The sequence below is a fragment of the Variovorax robiniae genome, assembly GCF_037889955.1.
GTDB lineage: Bacteria > Pseudomonadota > Gammaproteobacteria > Burkholderiales > Burkholderiaceae_C > Variovorax > Variovorax robiniae.
Genome location: NZ_JBBKZS010000001.1, coordinates 636982 through 654206, shown reverse-complemented (window position 1 = coordinate 654206; position 17225 = coordinate 636982). Strand labels below are relative to the sequence as shown.

General features: G+C 67.3%; 18 protein-coding genes. All 18 read left to right on the top strand.

The genetic code is table 11. The annotated features are described in order from the left end of the window. Positions 1 to 19: 19 nt before the first annotated feature. The 18 genes from WKW79_RS02820 (at position 20) to WKW79_RS02735 (ending at position 17225) form a co-directional block, all read left to right on the top strand. Complete coding sequence (locus WKW79_RS02820) at positions 20 to 892, top strand: branched-chain amino acid ABC transporter permease (protein ID WP_340333571.1); 873 nt, start codon at positions 20 to 22, stop codon at positions 890 to 892. After that, positions 889 to 1866 carry a branched-chain amino acid ABC transporter permease gene (locus WKW79_RS02815; protein WP_340333570.1) on the top strand — a complete coding sequence of 326 codons (978 nt, stop codon included), beginning with the start codon at positions 889 to 891 and terminating at the stop codon, positions 1864 to 1866. The genes WKW79_RS02820 and WKW79_RS02815 overlap by 4 nt, the downstream gene beginning before the upstream one ends. Beyond that, positions 1859 to 2617 carry an ABC transporter ATP-binding protein gene (locus tag WKW79_RS02810; RefSeq protein WP_340333569.1) on the top strand — a complete coding sequence of 253 codons (759 nt, stop codon included), beginning with the start codon at positions 1859 to 1861 and terminating at the stop codon, positions 2615 to 2617. Before WKW79_RS02815 ends, WKW79_RS02810 begins: the two co-directional genes overlap by 8 nt. 49 nt (positions 2618 to 2666) lie before the next feature. Then, positions 2667 to 3377, top strand: coding sequence for an ABC transporter ATP-binding protein (locus WKW79_RS02805; protein ID WP_340333568.1), 711 nt, complete (start codon positions 2667 to 2669; stop codon positions 3375 to 3377). A gap of 7 nt (positions 3378 to 3384) precedes the next feature. Then, on the top strand, positions 3385 to 4344 hold the full coding sequence (locus WKW79_RS02800) for a tripartite tricarboxylate transporter substrate binding protein (protein ID WP_340333567.1): 960 nt from the start codon (positions 3385 to 3387) through the stop codon (positions 4342 to 4344). 8 nt (positions 4345 to 4352) lie between these two features. Then, entirely contained in the window at positions 4353 to 5612 is a 1260-nt protein-coding gene (locus WKW79_RS02795; protein ID WP_422823789.1) for a 3-isopropylmalate dehydratase large subunit, read from the top strand. Then, positions 5609 to 6205 (top strand): LeuD/DmdB family oxidoreductase small subunit, encoded by a 597-nt coding sequence (locus WKW79_RS02790; RefSeq protein ID WP_340333565.1) that lies wholly within the window; start codon positions 5609 to 5611, stop codon positions 6203 to 6205. The genes WKW79_RS02795 and WKW79_RS02790 overlap by 4 nt, the downstream gene beginning before the upstream one ends. Then, complete coding sequence (locus WKW79_RS02785) at positions 6198 to 7889, top strand: hydantoinase B/oxoprolinase family protein (RefSeq protein ID WP_340333564.1); 1692 nt, start codon at positions 6198 to 6200, stop codon at positions 7887 to 7889. The genes WKW79_RS02790 and WKW79_RS02785 overlap by 8 nt, the downstream gene beginning before the upstream one ends. Continuing rightward, complete coding sequence (locus WKW79_RS02780; protein WP_340333563.1) at positions 7886 to 9946, top strand: hydantoinase/oxoprolinase family protein; 2061 nt, start codon at positions 7886 to 7888, stop codon at positions 9944 to 9946. Before WKW79_RS02785 ends, WKW79_RS02780 begins: the two co-directional genes overlap by 4 nt. Further along, positions 9943 to 10548, top strand: a complete 606-nt coding sequence (locus tag WKW79_RS02775) for a cysteine hydrolase family protein (protein ID WP_340333562.1) — start codon at positions 9943 to 9945, stop codon at positions 10546 to 10548. Before WKW79_RS02780 ends, WKW79_RS02775 begins: the two co-directional genes overlap by 4 nt. Then, a complete protein-coding gene (locus WKW79_RS02770; protein WP_340333561.1) occupies positions 10545 to 11945 on the top strand; it encodes an FAD-dependent oxidoreductase in 1401 nt (466 codons plus the stop codon). The genes WKW79_RS02775 and WKW79_RS02770 overlap by 4 nt, the downstream gene beginning before the upstream one ends. Before the next feature lie 5 nt (positions 11946 to 11950). Next, positions 11951 to 12817 (top strand): isocitrate lyase/PEP mutase family protein, encoded by an 867-nt coding sequence (locus tag WKW79_RS02765; RefSeq protein WP_340333560.1) that lies wholly within the window; start codon positions 11951 to 11953, stop codon positions 12815 to 12817. 44 nt (positions 12818 to 12861) lie between these two features. After that, positions 12862 to 13092, top strand: coding sequence for a helix-turn-helix domain-containing protein (locus WKW79_RS02760; RefSeq protein ID WP_340333559.1), 231 nt, complete (start codon positions 12862 to 12864; stop codon positions 13090 to 13092). Positions 13093 to 13196: 104 nt separating this feature from the next. Continuing rightward, positions 13197 to 13667, top strand: coding sequence for a YybH family protein (locus WKW79_RS02755; protein WP_340333558.1), 471 nt, complete (start codon positions 13197 to 13199; stop codon positions 13665 to 13667). A 180-nt stretch (positions 13668 to 13847) separates the two neighbouring features. Beyond that, entirely contained in the window at positions 13848 to 14822 is a 975-nt protein-coding gene (locus WKW79_RS02750; RefSeq protein WP_340333557.1) for a Bug family tripartite tricarboxylate transporter substrate binding protein, read from the top strand. A gap of 206 nt (positions 14823 to 15028) precedes the next feature. Then, entirely contained in the window at positions 15029 to 15688 is a 660-nt protein-coding gene (locus WKW79_RS02745; RefSeq protein ID WP_422823788.1) for a substrate-binding domain-containing protein, read from the top strand. 19 nt (positions 15689 to 15707) lie between these two features. Continuing rightward, positions 15708 to 16610, top strand: coding sequence for a DUF1932 domain-containing protein (locus WKW79_RS02740; protein ID WP_340333555.1), 903 nt, complete (start codon positions 15708 to 15710; stop codon positions 16608 to 16610). A 228-nt stretch (positions 16611 to 16838) separates the two neighbouring features. Beyond that, positions 16839 to 17225, top strand: coding sequence for a tripartite tricarboxylate transporter TctB family protein (locus tag WKW79_RS02735; RefSeq protein ID WP_340333554.1), 387 nt, complete (start codon positions 16839 to 16841; stop codon positions 17223 to 17225).

Sequence of the window (17225 nt, the reverse complement as noted above, 5' to 3'; positions counted from 1 at the left end):
CCTGTGAAGCGCTGGCCTGATGTTCGACTTCAGCATTCTTTTTCCATCGGTGCTGAATGGCATCACGACCGGCGCGGTGTATGCGCTGATCGCGCTGGGGCTCACGCTGATCTACGGCGTGCTGCACATCATCAACTTCGCGCACGGGGCCAGCCTGATGCTGGCGCTGTACGCCGTGTACTTCCTCAAGGACAAGCTGGGCATCGATCCGTACCTGGCACTGCCGCTGGTGGTGCCGGGCATGTTCGCGCTGGGCTATGCGTTGCAACGCGGCGTGATCAACCGGGCGGGGCATGGCAAGGACGAGAACATCCTGCTGGCGACGCTCGGCATCTCGATCGTGATGGAGAACCTGGCGCTGCTGTTCTTCAAGTCGGACACGCGGAATATCGACACGGCCTATTCGCTCAGCACGGTCGCCATCGGGCCGGCCATGATTGCGGTGCCCAAGCTGGTGGCCTTCGCGGGGGCGTTGGTGGTGTCGGGTGTGTTGTTCTGGATCATGGGTAGGACCGACCTGGGGCGGGCGATCCGTGCGGTGGCCAAGGAGAAGGAGGGCGCGAAGCTGATGGGCATCGACGTGGACCATGTCTATGCGATGAGCTTCGGCATCGGGCTGGCCTGCCTGGGGGCTGCCGCTTGTTTCCTGCTGCCGGCGTACTACGTGAATCCGCAGGTGGGCAGTGGGTTCGTGCTGGTGGCTTTCACCATCGTGGTGCTGGGCGGAATGGGGAGCTTCGTGGGGGCGCTGGTCGGCGGGTTTCTCGTGGGGATCGTGGAGTCGCTGGGCGGGCTGTACCTGGGGGAGTCGCTGGGGCAGATCGGGATCTTTGCGATCTTCATCGGGGTGGTGCTGTTCCGGCCTGAGGGCATGTTCGGGGCGCGCGCATGAACGCACGAGGTCAACTCGCGGGGATTGTGGTGTTCGCGGTGTTGGTGGCGTGCGTGCCACTGGTGTCCACGTCTGGCGTGGTGCTCAATTTCGTGATGATGGCGCTGTATGCGACCCTGATCGCGCAGGCCTGGAACATCCTGGGCGGCTTCGGCGGGCAGTTCTCCTTCGGGCATGCGCTGTTCTTCGGGACCGGGGCCTACATCCAGGCGATGGCGCAGATGCAGGGCGGCCTCAATGCGTGGGTTGCGCTGGCGCTGGCCGTGGCGGGCGCCGGGGTGCTGGGGCTGTGCATCGGGGCGCTGACCTTTCGCTATGGGCTCAAGGGCTCGTACTTCGCGCTGGTGACGCTCGCGTTCGCGGAGGTGTTCCGCATCCTGGCGACCTCGGTGTCGTTCACCGGCGGTGGCGTGGGGCTGATGGTGCCGTTGCGCGAGTCGGCCGCCAACTTCCAGTTCGCTTCGCGCAGCGGCTACCTGTGGGTGGTGCTGGCCTTCGTCACGGCGGCCTTGCTGGTGACGTGCTGGCTGCGCAACGGGCGCTTCGGTGCGTACCTTCAGGCGGTTCGCGACAACGAAGACGCGGCGCGTGCGGTGGGCGTGAACCCGTTCCGCATCAAGGTCGCGGCCATCGGAATCTCCGGGGCGTTCATGGGCGCGGCGGGAGCGTTCTACGTGCAGGTGTTCCAGTATGTGGACCCGGGCATCGCGTTCGGGCCGGCGACGTCGGTGGAGGCCCTGGTCGGCGCCATCGTCGGCGGCATGGGCACCCTGTGGGGGCCGGTGCTGGGCGCGGTGGTGCTGCATGTGCTGGCCGAATTCACGCGCAATTTGTTCGGCGAACTGCCGGGCATCAACATGGTGATCTACGGCACGGTGCTGGTGCTGATCGTGATGTTCTTGCCACGCGGCATCGCGGGCATCGGCTTGTCGGCGCGGCAGTTGTGGGCGGGCAGAGGGAGGTCGCATGGGTGAGCCGCTGCTGGCCATTGCCGGGCTGTCGCGTTCCTTCGGCGGGCTGAAGGCGGTGCAGGATGTGAGCCTGTCTGTGCGCGAGGGCAGCCTCTCGGCGCTCATCGGGCCGAATGGCGCGGGCAAGACGACGCTGTTCGCGCTGATGTCGGGCTTCCTCAAGCCGGATGCGGGGACGGTGCGCTTTGCAGGTGAGGACATCACGGGGCGCGAGCCGCATCGCAATGCCGCGATGGGCATGACGCGCACCTTCCAGATCGTGAAGCCCTTCGCCGCGCAGACGGTGCGCGAGAACATCGCGGTGGGGGTGCACCTGCATGTGCGCGGCCGTGCGGCTGCCTTGCAACGGGCCGAGGAAGTGGCGACGCAGGTTGGGCTGGGTGCGCAACTGGACAAGGCCGCATCGGACCTGACTGTGGCCGGGCGCAAGCGGCTGGAACTCGCGCGAGCGCTGGCGACGCGGCCACGGTTGCTGCTGCTGGACGAGGTGCTGGCTGGACTCAATCCGCAGGAGATCGCGGAGATGATGCCGGTGGTGCGCGGCATTGCGGGCAGCGGCGTGACGGTGCTGATGATCGAGCATGTGATGCAGGCGGTCATGAACCTGGCGGAGCATGTGTGGGTGCTGGCGCAGGGGCGGCTGATTGCCGAAGGCAGCCCGGCCGAGGTCACGTCGAATGACAAGGTGGTCGAGGCCTATCTCGGGCACGGCACGGCGGCGCGATTGCGCAAGGCGGCGGGAGCAAACGCATGACCGCCACGCTGAAACGCGTCGTGCAATCCCGCATCGCGGGCGTGACGCCATGACTGCGCTGCTCGACATCCGCGACCTGCGCGGCGGCTATGGCCGCGTCGAGGTGCTGCGCGGCGTCGACCTTCAGGTGAACGCGGGCGAGATGGTCGCGCTGCTGGGCAGCAACGGCGCGGGCAAGTCGACGCTGAACAAGACCGTGTGCGGGCTGTGCTCGGCCTGGTCTGGCACCGTGCGGTTCAATGGCAACGACCTGAGTGGTGCGCACTATCGCGACGTGGTGAAGGCCGGGCTGATCCAGGTACCCGAGGGGCGCAAGGTGTTTCCGAACCTCAACGTGCTGGAGAACCTGGAGCTCGGCTCCTTCACCCGCGCACGCGAGCGGCGCGCCGCCAATCTCGAGAAGGTGTTCGGCATCTTCCCGCGCCTGAAGGAGCGCATGCGGCAGAACGCGGGCACCATGAGCGGCGGCGAGCAGCAGATGCTCGCGATCGGCCGCGGGCTCATGGCTGAGCCGGTGCTGCTGATCCTCGACGAGCCCTCGCTGGGCCTGTCGCCGTTGCTGGTCGAGGAGATGTTCACGCTGATCCGTCAACTGCGCGACGAGGGCCTGGCCGTGTTGCTGGTGGAGCAGAACGTCGGCCAGTCGCTGGAGATCGCGGATCGCGCCTACGTGCTGGAGAACGGCGGTGTGCGCTTCTCCGGCTTGCCGCAAGAACTGCTCGGCAGCGACGAACTGCGCCGGGCGTACCTCGGACTGTGAGAGAGAAATGAATCGTCGAGACATCCTCATTTCGTCCGGTGCCGCAGCATTGATGCACGGCGCTTTCGCGCAGGTCGGCGGTGTGCCGGTGCGCATCCTCGTCGGCGCGCCGGCCGGCGGCTCGACCGACACGCTTGCGCGCACCCTCGCGGCCAGCATGGGGCCGGCGCTGGGCGGACGCACCGTGATCGTCGAGAACAAGCCCGGCGCCGGCGGCAATATCGCGGCTGATGCGGTGGCCAAGGCGCCGCCCGATGGCAACACCTTGCTGATGAGCTTCACCAGCCATGCGATCAACGCGACGCTGTATCCGACGCTGCCCTTCGATCCGGTCAAGGACTTCACGGCGTTGACCTGCGTGGCGACCTCGCCGTCGGTCCTGGTCGCGAATCCGTCGGTGCCGGTGAAGGACGTGCGCGAGTTGATCGCGTTGGCCAAGTCGAAGCCAGGCCAGTTGAACTTCGCGATCGGTGGCATCGGCTCGTCGCTGCACATGGCCGGCGAGGCCTTCAAGATGCAGGCGGGGGTGTACATCGTGAACATCCCCTATCGCGGCACCGCACCGGCCGTGCAGGACGTGCTCGGCGGGCAGGTTCAACTGATGTTCGCGGCGGTCGGCAATGTGCAGCAGCACATCAAGGCCGGCAAGCTCAAGGCGCTGGGCGTGACCTCGGCCAAGCGGCTGCCGGCCTTCCCGGACGTGCCCGCGATCGCCGAGGTGTTGCCGGGCTACGAGTCCAGCGCCTGGTTCGGCCTGTTCGGGCCGGCGCACATGCCGCCCGAGGTGACGAAGCGCCTCAGCGACGCGGCGCGGCAAGCCATCAAGGATCCGGAGATGCGCAAGCGCCTCGACAACGAGGGTGCGATTCCCGTCGGGAATTCGCCGGACGAGTTCTCGGCCTTCGTGCAGGGCGAGATCAAGCGCTGGGCGAAGGTGGTCAAGTTCTCGGGGGCGAAGCCGGAATGAGCGCTGGATTGCCCCAAACACTCGCACAGAAGCTCGTCGCCAAGGCCTGTGGGCGCGAGTCCGTGCGCGTCGGCGAGATCGTCACCTGCAAGGTCGACCTGGCGATGTTCCACGATTCGTCGGGACCGCGCCGCCTGAAGCCCATGCTGGAAGACCTCGGTGCGCAGATCTGGGACCGTTCCCGCGTGGTGCTCGTGATGGACCACTACGTGCCCGAGCACGACGACGATTCGCGCCGCATCGTGCGCATCGCGCGCGAATGGGCGCGCGAGCAGGACCTGCCGCATGTCTACGACAGCCAGGGCATCTGCCATGTCGTGGTGCCGCAGCACGGCCACATCCGGCCCGGCATGTTCTGCGTCGGCGGCGACTCGCATTCGCCGACGGGCGGGGCCTTCGGCGCCTACATGTTCGGCGTCGGCAGCACCGAGATGCTGGGCGTGATGGTCACCGGCGAGATCTGGCTGCGCGTGCCAGAGACGATCCGCATGTGGTGGGACGGCGCGCTGCCCGCGGGCGTGACGGCGAAGGACATGATGCTGCACATGATCGGGCGCTTCGGCATGAACGGCGGGCGCTACCAGGCGATCGAGTTCTGCGGGCCCGCGGTGATGGCGCTGTCGATGCAGGAACGCATGACCTTGTCCAACATGAGCGCGGAGCTGGGCTCGCAGGTGGGGCTGATTGCGCCGGATGCGACGACGGTTGCGTTCCTGGCGCAAGCAGGGGTGCCACACGTGGACACCGCGGGATGGTTCACCGACGACGACGCCACGTTCACCGAGCACCGCTTCGATGCATCGACGCTGGAGCCTCATGTCGCCGCGCCGCACAGCCCGGCCAACGCGCGCGGCGTGAGCCAGTACGCGGGCACGGCCATCGACGTGGCCTACATTGGCGCCTGCACCGGCGCCAAGCTGGAAGACCTGCGAGCCGCAGCGTCGGTGTTGCGCGGCCACAAGGTGGCAAAGGGCGTGCGCTTCATCGTTGCGCCCGCCAGCCTGCAAGACCAGCAGCAGGCGCAGCAAGAGGGCGTGTTGCAAATCCTGCTCGACGCCGGCGCCGAACTCTTCCCGACCACCTGCGGTGCCTGCGCCGGCTATGGCGATGCGATGGGCGACGACATCACGGTGATCTCCAGCACGGCGCGCAACTTCAAGGGCCGCATGGGCTCGCCGACTGCGCAAGTTTATCTGGGGTCGCCCTACACGGTGGCGGCTTCCGCATTGAGAGGGCGCGTGAGCGATCCAAGGGAGATTCTGAAATGAGCAAGCGCGTCGGACCCGGCTCCACCCATCGCGTCTGGCGCCTGGGCGCGGACATCGACACCGACGTGCTCGCACCCGGGCACGCAATGAAATTCGGCATCGACAGGATCGCGGCCTACTGCCTTGAATCCGTGCGGCCCGAGTTCGCGAGTGCCGTGCGCGGTGGCGACGTGATCGTGGCGGGGCCCAACTTCGGCATCGGCTCGTCGCGCGAGCAGGCGGCGGCGGTGCTGGTGAAGCTGGGTGTTTCCGCGGTCATTGCGCCGTCGTACAGCGGGCTGTACTTTCGCAATGCGATCAACCTCGGCTTGTTGCTCCTGACCTGCGCGGGGGTGGATGCATTGAAAGAGGGCGACCGCATCCGCATCGATATTCCTGGGCCCCCAGGGCCGGGCTGCGCCCGACCCGCCCCCCTCGGGGGATCGAGTCGAGATGGCGAAGCCACATCGACTCAAGGACCCGCGGTGATCGCACCCGATGGCACGCGCCTGGCCTGCGAGCCAGTGCCCGCCTTTCTCATGGACATGGTCCGTGCAGGCGGCCTCATGAACCAATTGCGCCAGCGCGCCGGCAAGGAACCGCTCGATGTCTGACCCATTCCCCGCCATGGACCCGGTCACGCTCGCCGTCCTGCGCGGCCGCCTCGAACAGGTGGCCGACGAGATGGACGCGACGCTTTACCGCAGCGCCTTCAATCCCATCATTGCCGAAGCCCACGACGCCTGCCACGGCCTCTATGACGCGGTCACCGGCGACACGCTGATCCAGGGCAAGTCCGGCCTGCCGGTGTTCGTCGGCGCGATGGCCTTCGCGGTGCGCGCGACCGTGGCGGCTGCGGCGCCGCGCGGCGGCATGAAGGAAGGCGAGACCTGGATCACCAACGACGCCTACGACGGCGGCACGCATGCCAACGACTTCAAGCTGGTGCGGCCCTTCTACCGAGGCGGCAAGCTCTGGTGCTACATGGCCTCGGCCGCGCACTGGCATGACGTGGGCGGCGCCGTGCCGGGGAACTACAACCCGGCGGCCACCGAATGCTGGCAGGAGGCGGTGCAGATCCCGCCGGTGCGCATCGTGCGGGACGGCGCGATCGACGAGGACGTGCTGGCCATCCTGCGCGCCAACACGCGATTGCCGGCCAGCCTCTGGGGCGACCTCAATGGCCAGCTGGCCGCGCTGGAACTCGGCGCGCGGCGCCTGAACGGCCTGCTCGACGAATACGGCGACGACCTGGTGCTGCAGGCGATGACCGAGTTGCGCAGCCGCGCATTGAAGCTGATGCGCTCGCACATCGCCTCGCTGCCCGATGGGCGCTACAGCTTCGAGGACGTGCTCGACAACGACGGCATCACCAACGTGCCGCTGACCATCGCGCTCGACATGACGGTGGCCGGCGACCGCCTGCTGCTCGACTTCTCGCGTACCTCACCGCAGTGCGCCGGGCCGGTCAACATCTCGCGCGCCACGGCCATCGCGGCCTGCTATGTCGCGTTGAAGCACCTGTTCCCGGACGTGCCTGCCAATGCCGGTGTGCTGGATGCGGTGGACTTCGTGCTGCCCGACCGGCTCGTCATCAGCGCCGAGCGCCCGCGCCCGGTGGGCGGCTACACGGAGACCATCCTTCGCATGATCGACGTGATCTTCAGCGCCGCCGCGCAGGCCGACCCGACGCGTGCCGTGGCGCAGGCTTACGGCACCATCAATGCACTGTCGATCGCGGGGCATCGGAGCGACAAAGGGCGGGAAGGGCAGCAGTGGGTGATGTTCAGCTTCTTCGGCGGCGGGCATGGCGCGCATTCGGGCGGCGATGGCTTGTCGCATGGCAATGCGCCAATCTCGACGGCGACGATCCCGCCGCTGGAGATCCTGGAGGCCGCGTATCCGGTGCGCTTCACCGAATGGTCGCTGCGTGAGGGCTCTGGGGGTGACGGCCAGTACCGTGGCGGCCTTGGCGCCGTCTATGAAATCGAGTTGCTGGAGAAGGACGCCGAGGTCTTCGTCTTCGGCGAGCGCGGCAGTTCGCCACCGAAGGGCATCGCCGGTGGCGGGCCGGGCGCGGTAAATGTCTTCAGCTACGAGAACGACGGCGCATGGAACGTGCCGCCGATGCTCTCGAAGATGCGCGGCATCCGCCTGGCGCGCGGCGAGCGCGTGCGGCTCGAAACACCGGGTGGCGGTGGTTACGGCCCCGCGGCGATGCGCGGTGAAGCGCAGCGGCAGAAGGACCGCGCGATGGGCTACGCGGCCAATGACGAGACGACGAAAGCGCCCGAATGACTGTTCCTGTGGAATCGAGCCCCCTGATCGTCGGCGTCGACGTCGGCGGTACCTTCACCGACCTGTTCGTGCTCGACGAAGCGAAGGGCACGGCGCGCATCGTCAAGGTGCCATCGACACGCGGCGAGGAAGCGCGCGGCTTCATGAACGGCGTGGCGCGCGTGGCCGATTCGGCCTCGGCCATCGCGACCATCGTGCATGGCACCACGGTCGGCACCAACGCCTTGCTGGAACGCAAGGTGGCACGCACCGGCATCATCACGACGCGCGGCTTTCGGGACGTGCTGGAGATGCGCCGGCGCGATCGGCCGCAGACCTGGGGCCTGCGCGGCAGCTTCGTGCCCGTGGTGCCGCGCGACCTGCGCCGAGAAGTGGACGAACGCGTGTTGGCCGATGGCACGCTGCACACGCCGGTCGACCTGGACCAGGTGCGTGCCGAGGCCCGTGCCTTGCTTGACGCGGGCTGCGAGGCGGTCTGCGTGTTCTTCATCAACACCTATGCGAACCCGGACAACGAACGGCTGGCCGTCGCCGCGGTGCGCGAGATCTGGCCCAACCCGCATGTGACATCGGCCTGCGAAGTGCTGCCCGAGATCCGCGAGTTCGAGCGCTGCTCGACGGCCACACTCAATGCCGCCTTGCAGCCGGTGGTCGGCAAGTACCTGGAGCGCCTCGAAGCCGATCTGCGCACGCATGGCTTCGCGGGTGAACTGCTGGTGGTGCAGAGCAACGGCGGCGTGATGTCTCGCCAGACCGCGAGCGACCTGCCGGTGCGCACCGCGCTCTCCGGTCCGGCCGCGGGCGTGATCGCCTGCGCTGCGATCGCACGCGCCGCCGGCTTCTCCAATGTGATCACCGGCGACATGGGCGGGACCTCCTTTGACGTGTCGCTGGTCGCGAATGGCGAGACCGCGCTGGCGGCGCAAACGGCCATCGAGTTCGGCATGGTGATCCGCTCGCCGATGATCCAGATCGAGACCATCGGCGCGGGCGGCGGCTCGATCGCCTCGGTCGATGCGAGCGGCATGCTGCAGGTCGGACCCGAGTCGGCCGGCAGCGTGCCGGGGCCGGCCTGCTATGGCCGCGGCAACATGCGGCCGACCGTGACGGATGCCAACGTGCTGCTGGGCCGCATCGCAGCCGATCGCCCGCTGGGTGGCGGCCTGCTCGCGGCGCTGGATGCGCAGAAGTCGCGGCAGGCCATCGAGGAGCATGTGGCGCAACCGCTGGGACTCGATGTGCACGCTGCCGCCGAGGCGATCCTCACCGTGGCCAATGCACGCATGGCCGGTGCGATCCGGCTGGTGTCGATCGAGAAGGGGCACGATCCGCGCCGCTTCGCCTACATGCCCTTTGGCGGTGGTGGTGCGCTGCATGTGTGCGCGATGATGCGCGAGGTTGGCGTGACCACCGGCATCGTGCCGCGCTATCCGGGCGTGACCTCGGCGCTGGGCTGCGTGATCGCCGACATGCGGCATGACGCAGTGCAGACGCTGAACAAGCCGCTGGTTGAGCTCGATGTGGATGAAGTCGGGCGGCGGATCGCGGAGCTGGCGACTGCGTGCCAGCAGCGGCTGGATTCGTCGGGCGTACGCTTCGAGGAGGTGCGCGAGGTGATCGCCTTTGACATGCTGTATGCGGGGCAGACGCACACGCTGCCGGTGCTGATGGCCGAGGGCAACGCGATGACGCTGACGCGCGAGGCGATCCGCTGTGCGTTTGAGCAGGCCTATGCAGCGGCTTTTGGACGGGTGCTCGACGGCATTGCTATCCGCGTGATGAACCTGCGCTATGCGCGCATCGGCGTGCGGCCCAAGTTCGACCTGGCCGTGCTGGCGCCACAAGGGGCAGGCGGCGTCGCACCATTGGGGACGCAACGCGTTTTCCATCAGGGTGCGTGGCACGAGGCGCAGCGCTTTGCACGGCTCGACCTGCCAGTCGGTGCGCATGTCGATGGCCCGGCGATCCTGGAGCAAGCCGATACGACGGTTTGGCTCGAACCGGGCTTCAACGCCGAAGTCGACACCTTCGGCAACCTGCTGGTGAGGCAGGCATGACCGTGTTGGTCGCACAAAAGACAGCGCTGCTCGTCATCGACCTGCAGAACGATTTCCTCGACCCGAGGGGCGCCTATGCGCGTGGTGGCGACACCAACCCGCCGGCCCTCCTACTGCCCGCGCGTGTGACCGAGGTGGCGCGTGCGCTCAAGGCGGCGGGCGGCATGGTCGTCGCCAGCCAGTTCACGCTGTGGCCTGACGCATCGGGCGAGCCGATGGTGTCGCCGCACCTGAAGGCCCTGCGCCCGTACCTGCGCAAGGGCGACTTCGCGCCCGGAAGCTGGGGCCAGCAGAACGTCGATGCGCTGGCGGGGCTGGTCGACACCGCGGTCAGCAAGGTCGCCTATTCGGCTTTCTTCAACACACAGCTCGACTGGGTGCTGCGGCGTGCCGGCATCGAGACGGTGGCCGTCTGCGGCATCGTCACCAACGGCGGCGTGGCCAGCACCGTGCGCGACGCCCACATGCGCGACTACCGCACCTTCGTGCTGGCCGATGGCTGCGCGGCCTTCGGCGAGGAGCGCCACCAGGTCTCGCTAGCGGACATGCGCAACGTGGCCGAAGTCGTCGATTGCGCGGGCTTCATCCAGCGGCTTCCATGACGCCACGGCGCAGCATCCGGCGGGCGCCGGCCATTGAGGCCGATGCGCATGCGAGCGTTGCCATCGTGGGTGGTGGCGCCTGTGGACTGGTGACCGCGCTGATGCTGCATGACGCGGGCGTGGATTGCGTCGTGCTGGAGCGCGACGCCGTGCTGGGCGGGTCGACCGCGCTGTCGTCCGGCTTCATCCCCGCGCCCGGTACGCGCGTGCAGCGCGCGCATGGCGTGACGGGGGACAGTCCTGAGTTGTTTGCGCGGGACATCCAGGCCAAGGCGCATGGCCGCGCCGCGCCGGCTTTGGTCGATGCCTACGCGCGTTCCATCGGTCCCGCGCTCGATGCCTTGCAAGAGCGCCACGGGCTCCAGTGGATCCTGCTCGACGGCTTCCTGTATCCCGGCCACAGCGTGCATCGCATGCATTCGCTGCCGCGGAAGACCGGCGCTGCATTGGTGGCGGCCCTGCATTCGGCGGTGGCCGCGGTGGGGATTCCGGTGTTGTCGCAGGCGGTGGTCGAGACGCTCTGGTTCGATGCGAACGACTGCGCCATCGGCGTCGGCTATCGGCGGCCGGATGCGCGAGAAGAGTTGCTGGGCTGCGATGCGCTGGTGCTGGCCTGCAACGGATTCGGCGGCAATGCGGAGATGGTACGCAGCCTGCTGCCCGAGATGGCCGATGCGACCTTCGGCGGCCATGTGGGCAACGACGGCAGCGCGATCCTCTGGGGCCAGGCGCTGGGCGCGCGGACGCGCGACCTCGGCGGCTACCAGGGGCACGGCTCGTGGGTCACGCCGCAGGGCGCGTTGATGACCTGGGCCGTGATGATGGAAGGCGGTATCCAGGTCAATTGCGAAGGCCGGCGCTTTCATGACGAGACGCAGGGCTACTCGGAAGCGGCGGTGCAGGTGCTGGCGCAGCCCGGAGGCATCGCGTGGAATGTGTTCGATGCGCCCTTGCTGGCGTTGGCACGGGGCTTCCCGGACTTCTGCGATGCGGAGGCGGCGGGTGCGTTGCGTTGCTGCGGCTCCGTGCCTGAGCTGGCCGCATGTCTTGGCTGCGATGTATCGGTGTTGCAAGACACGCTGGATGCCAAGCGCGGGATCTCGGAAAAGCCTGACGGACGCGTATTCAAGCGCAGCCTCGAAGCGCCGTACTACGCGGTCAAGGTCACGGGCGCGCTGTTCCACACGCAGGGTGGGCTCGACATCGACAGCGAGACCCGCGTGCGCCGCGAGGACGGCTCGCCCCTGCCCAACCTGTTCGCGGCCGGCGGCGCGGCGGGCGGCGTGTCAGGCAATGCGGTCTGGGGCTATCTCTCGGGCAACGGCCTGCTCAGCGCCGTGGCCGGCGGCTACATCGCGGCGCGGTCGGCGGCTGCGCTCATCCACACGAGGAAATGAATGCCATGGCGAACAACATCAACTTGAAGACGCGGCTCGCGTCGAGCGAAATCGTGCTGGCACCCGGCGTGTACGACGCCCTGAGCGCGCTGGTGGCGCAGCAGGCCGGCTTCGAGGCGCTGTACCTCTCCGGCGCATCGATCGCCTACACGCAACTCGGCCGATCCGACGTCGGCCTCACCACCTTCACCGAGGTGGCGGACACGCTGGCCCGCATCACCGAGCGCGTGAGCCTGCCGGTGATCGTCGATGCCGATACGGGCTTCGGCAACGCGCTGAACACGCAGCGCACGGTGCGCGGCTTCGAGCGCGCGGGCGCGGCGATGATCCAGCTGGAGGACCAGACCTTTCCGAAGCGCTGCGGGCACCTGGATGGCAAGACCGTGGTGGGCACGCAGGAGATGATCGGCAAGCTCAAGGCCGCCCTCGATGCGCGTACCTCTGCGGACACGCTGATCCTCGCGCGCACGGACTCGGTTGCCGTCGAAGGGCTCGACGCGGCGCTCGACCGCGCCGAGGCCTACCTCGAAACGGGCGTCGACGCACTTTTCATCGAGGCGCTGCGTTCGCCCGAGCAGATGGATACCGCCTGCCGACGCTTCGCCCTTCGCATCCCGATGCTGGCCAACATGGTCGAAGGCGGCAAGACGCCCATCCAGGATGCCGATGCGCTGCAGGCCCACGGCTTTCGCATCGCGATCTTTCCGGGCGGCACCGCGCGTGCCGTGGCCCACACGCTGCAGGGCTACTACGCGAGCCTGAAGCAGCACCGCACCACACAGCCTTGGCGCGACCGGATGCTGGACTTCGACGGACTCAACGAGGTGATCGAGACGCCGGCGCTGATGGCGTTGGGGAAGCGGTACGAGTAGCGTGCGAGGACAATGCACTGATGGCTCAAGGCAAACGAATTTCCGTGGACATCCACGAAGACGCGCTGCGCGCAATCAAGGACATGGGCGCGGCCGCGAAGCAGGGCCGCCTCGCCGCCGGCGAGGGCCAGGCCGCAGCGGGCGCGCGACTGGGCGTGCACGTGCAGACCATCGCGCGTATCGAATCGGGCGAGCCGGGCGTCGCGATCGGCCATGTGCTGGGCATGTTGGCGCTGTACGGCATTTCGGTGGAACTGCGTCCCTCGGCGTCCTGAAAGTTGACGGGCGTGGCCTGCCAGGCAAGAACTGGGACGAAGGGACAACTCGCTGCGCAGCCGGCTGCCTACAGTGCAGGCATCTTCCACTCCAAGGTGCTTCCATGAATCTCCACCTCGACCCCGCATCGCGTGTGCACCTGTCCGCGCAAGACCAGCAAGCCATCGCCCGCACGCTGGGATCGCTCCAGCAAGGCTTCACCGCGCGAGACGCGCAACGCCTCACCGGCGTCTACAGCGACGATGCGGACTGGGTGAATGCGTTCGGCAGTCGCAAGCGCGGTGGTCCCGAGATCGTCGCGTACCTCCGCGGCCTCTTCGCTGATGCCAACTTCAACGCAGGCACGCTCGTCGCCGATCCCGAGATCACCTTGCGGGTGTTGAACGCCGAGACGGTGACCGTATCGGGCCATCTGCGCATCCGAGGCCAGCGCCTGCTGACTGGCGGCGTGATCGAGGAGCGCGACAACCATTCGATCCGCGTGCTGCAGCGGCACGCGGACGGCCGCTGGCTCATCGTGTCCGAGATGTACATGGACGCGAATCGCGAGCAGTCCTACGCCGGGCATTCATGAGCCGCATTCATGCGCCGTTTTTCAGCGGGCGGCGCTTCCGAGTCATGCCGCTGCGATAAAAAAGTGTGAGGGCAGGACAAGCCGAATTCACTCCACTCGGCTTCAACGGAATCGACACTGGGCACATCGATTGGCGCCATGCCTGTCGCGTCACCCCACAACTCGATCCGGGACATTGCCATGCACTCATTCCTCGCCCGCTGCGCGCTGGCGCTCGCCGCCTTGCTGCCTTTCTGCACGGTTGCAAGCGCGGCCGACGCCTACCCCAGCCGACCCATCAAGATCCTCGTCGGCTACAGCGCGGGAGGCGCGGTCGATGCCATCGCGCGCACGGTCGGGCAGCGCATGGCCGCGACCCTCGGCCAGCCGGTGGTCGTGGAGAACAAGCCGGGCGCCGGCACCAACATCGCGGTGAAGGCCCTGACCACCAGCGCGCCGGATGGCTACACGCTGCTGCTCGCGGCAAACGCGCTGGCGGTGAATCCGTCGCTGTTCCAGCCGGCGCCGTATGACCTGGACCGTGAGTTCACGCCGATCGCGCTGGTCGGCCGGGTGCCGGTGGTGTTCGCGGTGGCAGAGGGTTCGTCGATCAAGACGGTGGCGCAACTGGTCGCGGCAGCCAAGGCCAAGCCGGGCGGCGTTCGCGTCGCCACGCCGGGCAACGGCTCCACGCCGCACCTCGCGATGGAACTGTTCCAGCACACGGCCGGCCTCCAGATGACCCACGTCCCATACAAGGGTGGCGCGCAGGCGATCACCGATGTGCTCGGTGGTCACGTCGATGTGGTGGCGGTCAATGCGCTGGAGGTGTTGCCGCTGGCCAAGTCCGGCAAGCTGCGTGTGCTGGCCTTGATGAGCCCCGATCGGGCCGCCGTCTTGCCAGGCGTTCCGACCGTGGCGGAGTCTGGCTACCCAGGCTTCGAAGCCAGCGTCTGGTATGGCTTCGTCGCACCGGCCGGCTTGCCTGCGCCGATCCTGGCCACGCTGCACGATGCGGTCCAGAAGGCGATCCAATCGCCCGAGGTGAAGGAGCAGTTGGCGGCGGCCGGTGGCGTGCCGCTGCCCGGGCCGACGGCGCAGTTCGACAAGCTGATCAAGAGCGATGCGGCGCGCTATGGCAAGCTGATACGCGAAGCCAACATCAAGCCGGATTGAAAAGGTATGAATCTTTCTACTGCGGCCACCGATCTCGGGCCTGCGGTGCTCACCGTACGTGAGTACGGTTCCGCTCCTCGGCCCGACCTCGGCGCCCTCGCTACGAAATCTTCACACCTTTTCGGGCGGTGGATGTCATGAATCATTTGACCAGGCCAGTTGCGGAATTCAATCCAACACAAGCTGCAATCAGGTGCATCTGCTCGATGGCCACGAAGGGCTTGCTGGAAGAACTCGCGGCGACGCATGCGCAGCGCACCGGCGTGGCTGTGTCCGTCGAAGCGGTCGGTGGTGTCGAGGCCGCGCGGCGGGTGTCGGCGGGTGAGACTTTCGACGTGGTGGCGCTGGCGTCGGACGCCATCGACAAGCTGGTCGCGACAGGGAAGCTCGATGGAAGCGGCAAGGTGGACCTGGTGCGCTCCAACGTGGGCGTCGCGGTGCGCAGCAACGCTGCTCGACTCGACATTTCCACCGACGATTCCTTGCGAACGGCGGTGCGCGAAGCTTCGAGCGTGGCCTACTCGACGGGCCCCAGCGGCGTCGCGCTGCTTGCCTTGTTCAAGCGCTGGGGCATCGAGGCCGAGTTGCAAGACCGGTTGGTGCAGGCGCCCCCCGGCGTGCCGGTCGGTGCGCTGGTCGCGCGGGGCGATGCAGCATTGGGCTTCCAGCAGATGAGCGAACTCATCGGCATCGAGGGCATCGACCTGCTTGGGCCCTTGCCAGCGGAGAGCCAGATCACGACGATCTTCTCCGCGGCGCCCGGCATCGGTGGCACGCAGTCCGAGGCGGTGCGTGCGTGGCTCGACTTCATGACCTCGGACGAAAGCGCCGAAGCCAAGCGGCGACACGGCATGCAGCCGGCCTGAACCAACGGAGACGCACGACATGGCACTGACACTCGGCATCATCGGCTACGGCGAAGTGGGTGGCATCTTTGGCCGCGGCCTGTCGAAGCAGGACGACATCGATTCGGTTTGGGCCTGGGACATCAAGTTCGCGGATCCTGCGACGGGCACGGCGGCGCGCGAAGCGGCGCAAGCCGACGGCATGCACGTGGCCGGCAGCATGCAACAGTTGTGCGCGGAGGCGGATCTCCTGATCTCGGCCGTCACCGCATCCAACACCTTCACGGTGGCTGAAGAAGCAGCGCTGCACGGTCGCGCGGGCATGCGCTTCCTCGACCTTAACTCCGCATCGCCCGGCACCAAGCAGCGTGCCGCGGCCGTGCTCGAAGCCAAGGGCGTCGGCTACGTGGAGGCCGGTGTGATGACCTCCGTGCCGCCTTATGGGATCCGCGTACCGATGCTGCTCGGCGGTCCGCAGGCCGAGGCACTCGCTGGCACGCTCGCCACCTGGGGCATGGACGCGCGCGTGGTCAGCGAGAAGCTCGGCGTGGCCTCGGCCATCAAGATGAGCCGCAGCATCATGATCAAGGGACTGGAGGCGCTGGTCATCGAGAGCTACACCACCGCGCGCCGCTACGGTGTCGAAGACCACGTGCTGCCGACGCTGAAGGAGACCTTTCCGCAGATCGACTGGGAGAAGCAGGGCGCCTACTTCTTCAGCCGCGTGGTGCAGCATGGCAAGCGTCGCGCCGAGGAAATGCGCGAGGCGGCGCAGACGGTGCGCGAGGCCGGCTTCGAGCCCTTCATGGCCGCGGCGACCGCGAGCAAGCAGGACTGGGTCGCGCAGCGGGCAAGGGCCGGCGTGTTCGAGGGGCTGGATGGCAAGAGTCCGTGGCAGGACTATGCGGACCGGCTGATCGACAAGGCGAGCGGCGACGCCTGAGCCCCATCGAATTCCGCGCACGGCACTGACGCGGCGCGAGATCCGTACGGTACGTAATTCCCCTCAGGTTCCCGTCAGAGTTCGGTCAGGCTCCGCGCAGGAACATCGAGTTGTCCCCCTTTGGTCAGTGCCGGCTCAGCCTGGCTTGACCGCCATGGGGTTCCCACTACCGGAGACAAACTTGGTGTGCCTATGCTGAACAGAAACATACTCAGAGGAATTTTCCTCATGGCGATTGCGCTGGCCTTTGGCCTGACGTCGCTGAAATATTCCATCGGCGACTTCAGCCGGGCGGGGCCGGGGTTGTTCCCTGCCATGGTCAGTTCGATGCTGTTCGTCATCGGCGCCATCTCGCTGATCCGGGCCTTCTTCGTCGACCCGGTGAAGATGAATCTCAACTTCAAGAACATCGCGATCATCATGGCGAGCCTCTGCGGCCTCGCGGTGATTTCGACCTTCGTGAACATGATTGCCGGGATCATCTTCCTGGTGTTCTGCTCCACACTGGCCGGCACCACCTACTCGTGGGTGCGCAACGTCAAGATCGCCGCCGGCCTGGTCGTGATGGCCCTGGTGCTCCAGAAGGGTCTCGGCCTCAACCTGCCGCTGTACTGA

Coding starts and splice junctions, on each gene's coding strand:
- WKW79_RS02820 (WP_340333571.1), top strand. CDS start 20: ATGTTCGACTTCAGCATTCTTTTTCCATCGGTGCTGAATGGCATCACG.
- WKW79_RS02815 (WP_340333570.1), top strand. CDS start 889: ATGAACGCACGAGGTCAACTCGCGGGGATTGTGGTGTTCGCGGTGTTG.
- WKW79_RS02810 (WP_340333569.1), top strand. CDS start 1,859: ATGGGTGAGCCGCTGCTGGCCATTGCCGGGCTGTCGCGTTCCTTCGGC.
- WKW79_RS02805 (WP_340333568.1), top strand. CDS start 2,667: ATGACTGCGCTGCTCGACATCCGCGACCTGCGCGGCGGCTATGGCCGC.
- WKW79_RS02800 (WP_340333567.1), top strand. CDS start 3,385: ATGAATCGTCGAGACATCCTCATTTCGTCCGGTGCCGCAGCATTGATG.
- WKW79_RS02790 (WP_340333565.1), top strand. CDS start 5,609: ATGAGCAAGCGCGTCGGACCCGGCTCCACCCATCGCGTCTGGCGCCTG.
- WKW79_RS02785 (WP_340333564.1), top strand. CDS start 6,198: ATGTCTGACCCATTCCCCGCCATGGACCCGGTCACGCTCGCCGTCCTG.
- WKW79_RS02780 (WP_340333563.1), top strand. CDS start 7,886: ATGACTGTTCCTGTGGAATCGAGCCCCCTGATCGTCGGCGTCGACGTC.
- WKW79_RS02775 (WP_340333562.1), top strand. CDS start 9,943: ATGACCGTGTTGGTCGCACAAAAGACAGCGCTGCTCGTCATCGACCTG.
- WKW79_RS02770 (WP_340333561.1), top strand. CDS start 10,545: ATGACGCCACGGCGCAGCATCCGGCGGGCGCCGGCCATTGAGGCCGAT.
- WKW79_RS02765 (WP_340333560.1), top strand. CDS start 11,951: ATGGCGAACAACATCAACTTGAAGACGCGGCTCGCGTCGAGCGAAATC.
- WKW79_RS02755 (WP_340333558.1), top strand. CDS start 13,197: ATGAATCTCCACCTCGACCCCGCATCGCGTGTGCACCTGTCCGCGCAA.
- WKW79_RS02750 (WP_340333557.1), top strand. CDS start 13,848: ATGCACTCATTCCTCGCCCGCTGCGCGCTGGCGCTCGCCGCCTTGCTG.
- WKW79_RS02745 (WP_422823788.1), top strand. CDS start 15,029: ATGGCCACGAAGGGCTTGCTGGAAGAACTCGCGGCGACGCATGCGCAG.
- WKW79_RS02740 (WP_340333555.1), top strand. CDS start 15,708: ATGGCACTGACACTCGGCATCATCGGCTACGGCGAAGTGGGTGGCATC.
- WKW79_RS02735 (WP_340333554.1), top strand. CDS start 16,839: ATGGCGATTGCGCTGGCCTTTGGCCTGACGTCGCTGAAATATTCCATC.